9 protein-coding genes and 1 pseudogene are annotated in these 7,191 nt (G+C 66.2%); 3 read left to right on the top strand and 7 right to left on the bottom strand.

Annotation, left to right across the window (positions count from 1 at the left end):
- Positions 1 to 189 (top strand): annotated as a pseudogene (locus tag ACWELQ_RS32530) (histidine kinase); the annotation flags it as partial.
- 286 nt (positions 190 to 475) lie between these two features.
- On the opposite strand, the gene ACWELQ_RS32525 reads toward ACWELQ_RS32530, so the two are convergent.
- The gene (locus ACWELQ_RS32525; RefSeq protein ID WP_452400863.1) at positions 476 to 1,180 is read right to left on the bottom strand and encodes a hypothetical protein; all 705 of its coding nucleotides are present in this window, start codon (positions 1,178 to 1,180) and stop codon (positions 476 to 478) included.
- A gap of 306 nt (positions 1,181 to 1,486) precedes the next feature.
- Here ACWELQ_RS32525 and ACWELQ_RS32520 point away from each other — a divergent pair, with 306 nt between their 5' ends.
- Together ACWELQ_RS32520 and ACWELQ_RS32515 are read left to right on the top strand one after the other, a co-directional pair.
- Positions 1,487 to 1,888 (top strand): nuclear transport factor 2 family protein, encoded by a 402-nt coding sequence (locus ACWELQ_RS32520; RefSeq protein ID WP_452400862.1) that lies wholly within the window; start codon positions 1,487 to 1,489, stop codon positions 1,886 to 1,888.
- Positions 1,889 to 2,063: 175 nt separating this feature from the next.
- On the top strand, positions 2,064 to 2,783 hold the full coding sequence (locus ACWELQ_RS32515) for a hypothetical protein (RefSeq protein WP_452400861.1): 720 nt from the start codon (positions 2,064 to 2,066) through the stop codon (positions 2,781 to 2,783).
- A 264-nt stretch (positions 2,784 to 3,047) separates the two neighbouring features.
- Here ACWELQ_RS32515 and ACWELQ_RS32510 read toward each other — a convergent pair whose 3' ends face one another.
- The 6 genes from ACWELQ_RS32510 to ACWELQ_RS32485 all read right to left on the bottom strand — a co-directional run.
- Positions 3,048 to 3,869 (bottom strand): phosphotransferase, encoded by an 822-nt coding sequence (locus ACWELQ_RS32510; RefSeq protein ID WP_452400860.1) that lies wholly within the window; start codon positions 3,867 to 3,869, stop codon positions 3,048 to 3,050.
- 28 nt (positions 3,870 to 3,897) lie between these two features.
- A complete protein-coding gene (locus ACWELQ_RS32505) occupies positions 3,898 to 4,056 on the bottom strand; it encodes a hypothetical protein (protein ID WP_452400859.1) in 159 nt (52 codons plus the stop codon).
- A gap of 495 nt (positions 4,057 to 4,551) precedes the next feature.
- Complete coding sequence (locus ACWELQ_RS32500) at positions 4,552 to 5,670, bottom strand: PLP-dependent cysteine synthase family protein (RefSeq protein ID WP_452400858.1); 1,119 nt, start codon at positions 5,668 to 5,670, stop codon at positions 4,552 to 4,554.
- A gap of 15 nt (positions 5,671 to 5,685) precedes the next feature.
- Complete coding sequence (locus ACWELQ_RS32495; protein ID WP_452400857.1) at positions 5,686 to 6,021, bottom strand: AzlD domain-containing protein; 336 nt, start codon at positions 6,019 to 6,021, stop codon at positions 5,686 to 5,688.
- Complete coding sequence (locus ACWELQ_RS32490) at positions 6,018 to 6,803, bottom strand: AzlC family ABC transporter permease (protein WP_452400856.1); 786 nt, start codon at positions 6,801 to 6,803, stop codon at positions 6,018 to 6,020. Before ACWELQ_RS32490 ends, ACWELQ_RS32495 begins: the two co-directional genes overlap by 4 nt.
- Positions 6,804 to 6,966: 163 nt before the next feature.
- A partial coding sequence (locus ACWELQ_RS32485) for a LysR substrate-binding domain-containing protein (protein WP_452400855.1) occupies positions 6,967 to 7,191 on the bottom strand: 225 nt, incomplete at its 5' end.

Below are 7,191 nucleotides of genomic sequence, written 5' to 3'. Positions count from 1 at the left end.
GTGCTGAGCGTGGCCGATGATGTGAGCGTCGAGGTCACCGACAACGGGGTGGGTCTGGATCGGAGCGCGGCGCGGCGCAGCGGGCTGGCGAATCTCGAGGTGCGGGCGCGGCGGCGGGGTGGGAGCTTCGGCGTCCAGGTCGGGGAATCCGGTGGGACGCGGGTGCATTGGACGGTGCCGCTGCCCTGATCCCTTCCGCTTGCGCTGGGTGCCGGTGTGGCAGGCGAATGCCCCCGTCGACGGGTATCTGAGCACTTTCGGGGGTGCCTCGACGGGGGCATGGGGTCACTGTGGAGTCGCTTCCGTCGTGTCGACCACCTCCTTCGCGCCCGCGAGACCGGCGACCGCTGTCGCCCTTCCATTCGGTGCTGTAGAGCATGCCGTGGCCGGACGGTCCGCGGCACCGCCGGAAGTCACCGCCCGGCAGGGATTCTCGGCCTCTGTCGGTGGGACCTCGGCCCCGTGCTCGAGGACCTCAGCCCCGCGACAATTCCCAGAGGCCGACCACATGGCCGTCCATCAGGCGCAGCATCGCGACAGCGGTGTTCAGCCCGGGGGCGGTGCGCATTCGATCGACGGTGCAGGGTTGATCGGCGTGACCGTTGGGCAGGACGGTGACGTGATCGGCGGGCTGCTGGCACATCGGGCCGGTGGCGATCGACATGATGGTCGCGTCGGCGGCGAACGGTGCCGACAGTGTGGGGCCGTCGGGCACGGGTACGGCGTTCGCGGTATCGGGCTTGTCGGGCACCGTGTTCCGGTAGGTCAGATTCCCCTGCGCATCGACGCCCAGCCCGGCGACGACGGTCTCGGTCGGCATCGGACCGGTCGGTTGCAGGGTGGCCGCGGCGGTGGAGATCCGGAATCCGTGCCCCGTCTGATCACGGCAGCCGACGCCGGTGCGCTCGTCCACGTCGCAACCGAGTGTGCCTGCCGTGAGGGTCTTTCCGGCGGGCAGCGCCCCGAAAGTCGCGTTCACATCGAATACCGGCGAGAGCTTGCTGTGCAGCAGCGCGGGCGGCTGACCGACGATGAGATCGATGAGATTCGGTGCGGCAGTCCGGTTTCGCCCCGGGTCGCGGTCGGTAACCGCGGGCAGATCACCGGGAAACGCCCCGCCGTTCTGCGGATCGGGCCCGCAGGTCACCTCGGCGGGCTGATGCGCGCTGGTCACCAGCATGCACCGAAACTTCCCATCGACAGTAGCGAATACGTAGGTCCCCGGTGACCGCGGATCCCCGAAGTCCGACCCCTGAACGGCCACCGCCGCAGACGTCGTCGTGGACGCCGACCCTGACGTCGTTGCGGACGTGGACCCGGACGTCGTTGCAGGCGGCGTCATGGAATCCCCCACCTTGGTGCCGCCGGATCCACACCCACTCAGCACCACCGCGCCCACAACCACCATCAGCGTGAACAACCTTCTGCCGCAGCCCATCCCACCCTCACCCCACCCCGCCGCCGACCTCAGTGCACGATGTTACCCATGTCGATCACCACCGCCGACCGCCTAGCCATCCACGAACTCCTCTCCCTACACGGCCACCTCAGCGACACCGGCGACTTCGACCGCTTCCCCGAAATCTTCACCGAAGACATCCACTACGACCTCACCGCCTACAACGCGGGCATAGTCACAGGCATCCCCGCCCTCCGCGACCTGGCCCTCCAACTAGGCGACCGAAACCCCGTAGCCCACCACGTAACCAACATCATCGTCACCCCCCCCACCCCCACCGCCGCCCACACCCTCTCCAAAGGCCTGGCCATCAACCTCGACGGCACCACCGCCAGCGTCACCTACGACGACACCCTCACCCGCACCCCCACCGGCTGGCGCATCACCCACCGCCGAGTCCTCCCCCGCCGCAAACCCCTCACCCCCTGACCACCGACAGCCACTCCCCGAAATCCAAGCCCCCGTGATCGCGGTTTGCCCACAGTTTTCTAAGCTCGACGTCAGTCGCCGGTCCCGCACCCGATACAGCTCCACCAGGCGGTACCTCCAATCCAACTCGAGCGAACTGGTGAGGCAACTAATGCGTCGAGGTTCCCCCCTCGGTGTGATCGCCGCGTTGGTCTCGCTCGCGATATCCGGATGCTCTGGCGAAGCTGCCGAGAAATCGAAATACGCGATACCTGAAGGAATTCGGTACAACTACGTATGGTCGGCCAGCGATGGCGTCGAACTGACCTCACCCGAAGTTGTTGTCGCGCGCGCCTTCTTCGAGTCATGGGATATTTCGATGCAGGTGGGAACCAGCGCCGCGTATCCCGGATACGAGGCGAAACTGTCATCCCTCATCCGTTCCCCGGACAACACTTTGCCTGCGTCGCTCTTCTACTACGACAGCCCGAAACGGGTGGTGTCTGCGTACGGGACCTACTACTGGCGTGTCATGGAAGTCGAGCGAAAGGGCGAGGTTCGGCGCATCACGGCGTGCTCCTGGGACAACGCTCTCAGCTACCCCAAGGACGACCGCTACACGACCAGCGACGGTGCCGCGAGCTTGATTACTCGTGCCGACTGGATCGAGTTGCGTGTGCCGACAAACGCTGGCGCACAACAAACGTCAGTGGGTGAAGGTCCGGCGCGCTACCCCTCCACGGATGTCTTCGGCGCCTGGAGCTTCAACGCGGTCGGACGTGCCGATCAACAATTCGTGGACCGGTGTTCAGCGTTGCCGGACAACCCTGTCCCCGCCGACCTGCGACCCACAACCCCCCGAACCTTGGACCAGCCCCTTCCAGCACTTCCCCCGATACCCGGCTGGCCACGTTGAGTCCACCCACGTTCATCCACAGCACCTGGCGACCAAGTCGGCAAGCATCCCCTCAACCGCCGTCCCCCCTAACACCCCTCGTCACCGAGTGGCACACCCTGGAGGGGATTCGTCCACTTTCGCCTCCAGAATGTGCCACTCGGCATCCCTGAGGAATTCGACTTCGAGTCGGTCGCCGCTGGTGAGTTGTCTTCGGTCGAGTTCGCTTGTGCACCTTCCGAGGGCATCGATCAGTCCACTGAATCCATTGCCCCACACCCAATTTCAACGCGAGTCAGTATCGGATTTCGGCCGTGAGACCGAGGCGCGTAGCGCTTGGGCTTTGAGCACGTCGATTTCACAGCCTGGGGCGGCGGGATCGAAGCCGTGCTCGAGGAGCCAGCGCACGCCACGCAGGCTTCGTAGCGACCACCAGGCGCGAATCGCCTCGAGGTTCACAGCGGTGCCGTAGCCCGACACCACGTCTCGGAGGCGGTCTGGATGACCGAGTGTCAACGTGGCGAGGTCGTACATGGCGTCGCCTTGGGCCGCCTCGGACCAATCGAGGATGCCGGTGACGGTGTCCCCGTCGACGAATACGTGTGCGGGCTGTAGGTCACCGTGGATGAACGCCGGTGGCCACGGTCGGAGCGCGGCGTCAGCGATGGCGCGGTTACGGGCGATGGTGTCGGCGGGGAGGACATTGTTCGTGAGCAGCCACGCGCATTCGGCGTCGAGTTCCGCAGCGAGTTGCTCGAGAGAGCGACCGGGTCGGGGTGGCGAGGGGGCGTCGTGCAGCGCTCGCACGGCGGCACCCGCCGCAGCCCACGCCGCCGGAGATGCGGAGGTCGGCTCGCCGAGGCGACCTAGCGGGGTTCCTGGTAGGGCAGCAAGGGCCAGCACAGACGGCTTTCGCCACAAGATCTCCGCCGTCGAAACGGGTGCCGCGACCATCGCCTCGACCTCAGCATCGAGCCGAGCCTGATCACCGTCGATCTTCAGAAACACCGCACCAACCCGCACGGTCACGCGCTCTCGATGGGCGACAACGACCTCGACATCCTCCACACCGGTCAGTATCAACGCCCACCGGTCTGGCGGTGTCACCGCCAGACCGTGGGCTGAGATGACGTGCTCAGCGAATCCAGCTCCACACCCAGGTGTGGGGGGTGCCGGCGGCGTCGGCCTCGTGGTTGAGCTGGTGTGACTTTCGGGTGGTAGCGCTGGATACGGTGCGCCAGGTCAGCGCTACGAGTGCGGCGAGCAGGACTGCGAGCAGGATTCCGGTGATCATTTCGACTCCCCCAAAGGCAACCGGTTCTGGTGCCATGTTCCTGGGATCGCAGCTGCGATCCCTTCGCCATGATCACTCTCGCGAGGCTCCGTCGCAACCACTTATGGACATCGGGAGTGCTTGTATCGCAGTGATTTCCGCGACTGCGGGGCGCGGCGGATACGACCCGGGGCAGGACGTTGCCGATCCGGAAGTCCGGGTCGGCCGATCAGGCACCGAGTAGACGCAGATCACATTCGGCCGCCGATGTGAGTCCGGGGTGGGTGGGTGTGCTGTCGATCCCATCGCATTGTCGACCGGTGGTGAGCAAACCTAGGCTCGGTGGCAGGTTTGTTCACCTCCGAAGACGAAGGGCGGAACATCATGACAACGCTCATCCTCGCGGGCATCGCGACAGTGGGGGTCTTCGCGTACTTCCACTCCAGCGACAACATGGACTTCCGCGCCCGCGAAATCGCCGAATACCGCAGCCGAAAGTAACGCCGCGCGCGGGTATCAGCGGGACAGGTCGCCGGTGAGCAGGAAGTGTTCCAGCCGTGCGGAATACGGCGTCGGATCGATCTTCTCCTGCGTCAGCCAGGCGTCGCTGTAGTACTTGTCCAAGTAGCGCTCGCCCGGGTCGCACAACAGCGTGACGACGCTGCCCTTTTCGCCGCGGGCGAGCATGTCGGAGACGATCTGGAACGAGGCCCAGACGCCGGTGCCGGTGGAGCCGCCGCAGCGGCGGCCGAGGAGGCGTTCCAGGAGGTGGACGGTCGCCACGCTGGCGGCGTCGGGGACGCGCATCATGCGGTCGATGGCGTGCGGCATGAAGCTGGGTTCGACGCGCTGGCGGCCGATGCCCTCGATGCGGGATCCCTTGTCGGAGGTGACGTTTCGGTCCAGGGTGCGCCAGCCTTCGAGGAAGGTGGAGTTCTCCGGGTCGGCGACGCAGATGCCGGTGTCGCGCTGGGTGTAGTGCACGTAGCGGGCGATGGTCGCGGAGGTGCCGCCGGTGCCCGCGGTCGCCACGATCCAGCTCGGCTCCGGGTACCGTTCCTGTTCGAGCTGACGGAAGATCGATTCGGCGATGTTGTTGTTACCCCGCCAGTCGGTGGCGCGCTCGGCGTAGGTGAACTGGTCCATGTAGTGCCCGCCGGTCTCGGCGGCCAACCGCGCGGCGACCTCGTACACCTCGCCCGGATTGTCGACCAGATGGCAAGTGCCGCCGTGGAATTCGATCAGGTCGATCTTCGAGCGCACGGTGGAGCGCGCCATCACGGCGATGAACGGCACCCCGATCAGCTTGGCGAAGTACGCCTCGGAGACCGCGGTCGACCCGCTGGACGCCTCGATCACCGGCGCGCCCGGCCGCATCCACCCGTTGCACAGCGCGTACAGGAACAGCGACCGCGCCAGCCGATGCTTGAGACTGCCGGTGGGATGGGTGGATTCGTCCTTGAGGTACAGGTCGATGCCCCATTCGGCGGGTAGCGGGATGGTGAGCAGGTGGGTGTCGGCGGAGCGGTTGCCGTCGGCCTGCACCTTGCGCACGGATTCGCGCAGCCAGGTGCGGTAGTCGAGGTCGTAGCGGTTGATGTCGGTTTCCTCGACGGTGGTGGTCACGGTGGTCATCACGATTTCCTTTGGTCAGAGTCCGGCGAGCCGGAGCAGGGCGAGGATGACGACACCGGTGCCGACGGTGGCGTACATGTTCTTGGTCCGCCACGCCACCAGCAGCGTCGGCAGGGCGGAAAGCAGCAGTGGGTTGGCCACATCCAGGTTCAGGGCGTGGGTCGCGTTGTCCGGGACGAACACCGACGGCGCGATCAGCGCGGCCAGCACGGCCGGCGGAATGTAGGCCATCCAGTGCAGTACCGATTCGGAGATGGTGAAGCGATCGGCGAGCAGCAGTGGCAGGGAACGGATTCCGTAGGTGACGGCGGTCATGCCGATCAGGACGCAGATCAGGGTGGTGGTGCTCATGACAGGCTCTCTTCGACAGTGCCCGTCTCGGCCGAGGCCGCGGCGGTGTGCGTGGCGCGGCGCTCGAGCAGCAGTCCGGCGGTGGCCCCGACGACGGTCGGCACCACGACGGCCCACAGCGGCAACCCGACGGCGGTCAACGCGACGGCCAGCACTCCGGCCAGCAACGCGACCTTCACCTCACGGCTCCCCTTGACCATCATCACCAGCAGCGCGAGGAACATCGCGGTCTGCGCGAAGTCCAGCCCCAGCGCCCGGCTGTCGGGGATCAATTCGGCGGCCACGCAGCCCAGCGCGGTCGATCCCGCCCAGGCGAAGTGGATGAGGAGATTGAAAATCCGGCATTCGGCGGCCGAGCGCTGCCGTTTGGCGAATTCGGTGGAATGCACCGCGAACGCCTCATCGGTCAACTGCCAGGCGAAACCCAGCTTGTCGCGCCGCGCCCAACCGGCCAGGTTCGGGGCCTCGGTGAGCGAGTACAGCGCATGCCGCAAATTCACCAGAAAAGTGGTGAAAACAATGGAGATCGGGGAAATGCCGGTCTGTAGCGGGCCGAGCGCCGCGAATTGCGAGGAGCCCGCGAAGACGAAGGCCGACATGGCGATCGCCGCCCAGGCCGGTACCCCGAAGGTGGGGGCCAGTACGCCGAAAGCGAAAGAGACAGGCAGGTATCCGAGCATGACGGGCCCGGCGGCGGCGAGGGCGGCGCGCCAGCGGCCACCCGGCGGAGCATCGTCCGCGTCGACGGCTTGCGACGTTCTCGATCCGATTGCCAGTGCCATGGCTCCAACCTCTTCGTCGGTTCCTGATTTCTCCTACGACGCTAGTCGAGCGAATCATTTTTAGGCACTGACCTGGGCGAATAAATCCCAACCATTACTAATAGGGGGTGAAACTCCCGATAATGGCCGGGCCGGATTCGAGTGTTTCAGCCGACACCCGAATTCACGCTGTGACGGCACTCTCCACCAGCGGTGCGGTCGCCTGCAATTCATCGATGACCGCGCGCACCGCGGGCACCGTCTCGAGCTTGGGCAGGGTGACGGCGAGGATGCGGCGGGTCATGGCGGGCTCGACCGGCATGGACCGCACCGAGCCCGTGGCCGGGACCCCGGACAGCGCGAGCTCGGTGGCCAGCGCCACCCCCAGCCCCTCGGCCACCAATCCGAC

Source organism: Nocardia sp. NPDC004722 (genome assembly GCF_053601505.1).
The sequence above is the reverse complement of the archived record's forward strand: the minus strand, read 5'-3'. Positions and strand labels throughout refer to the sequence as shown.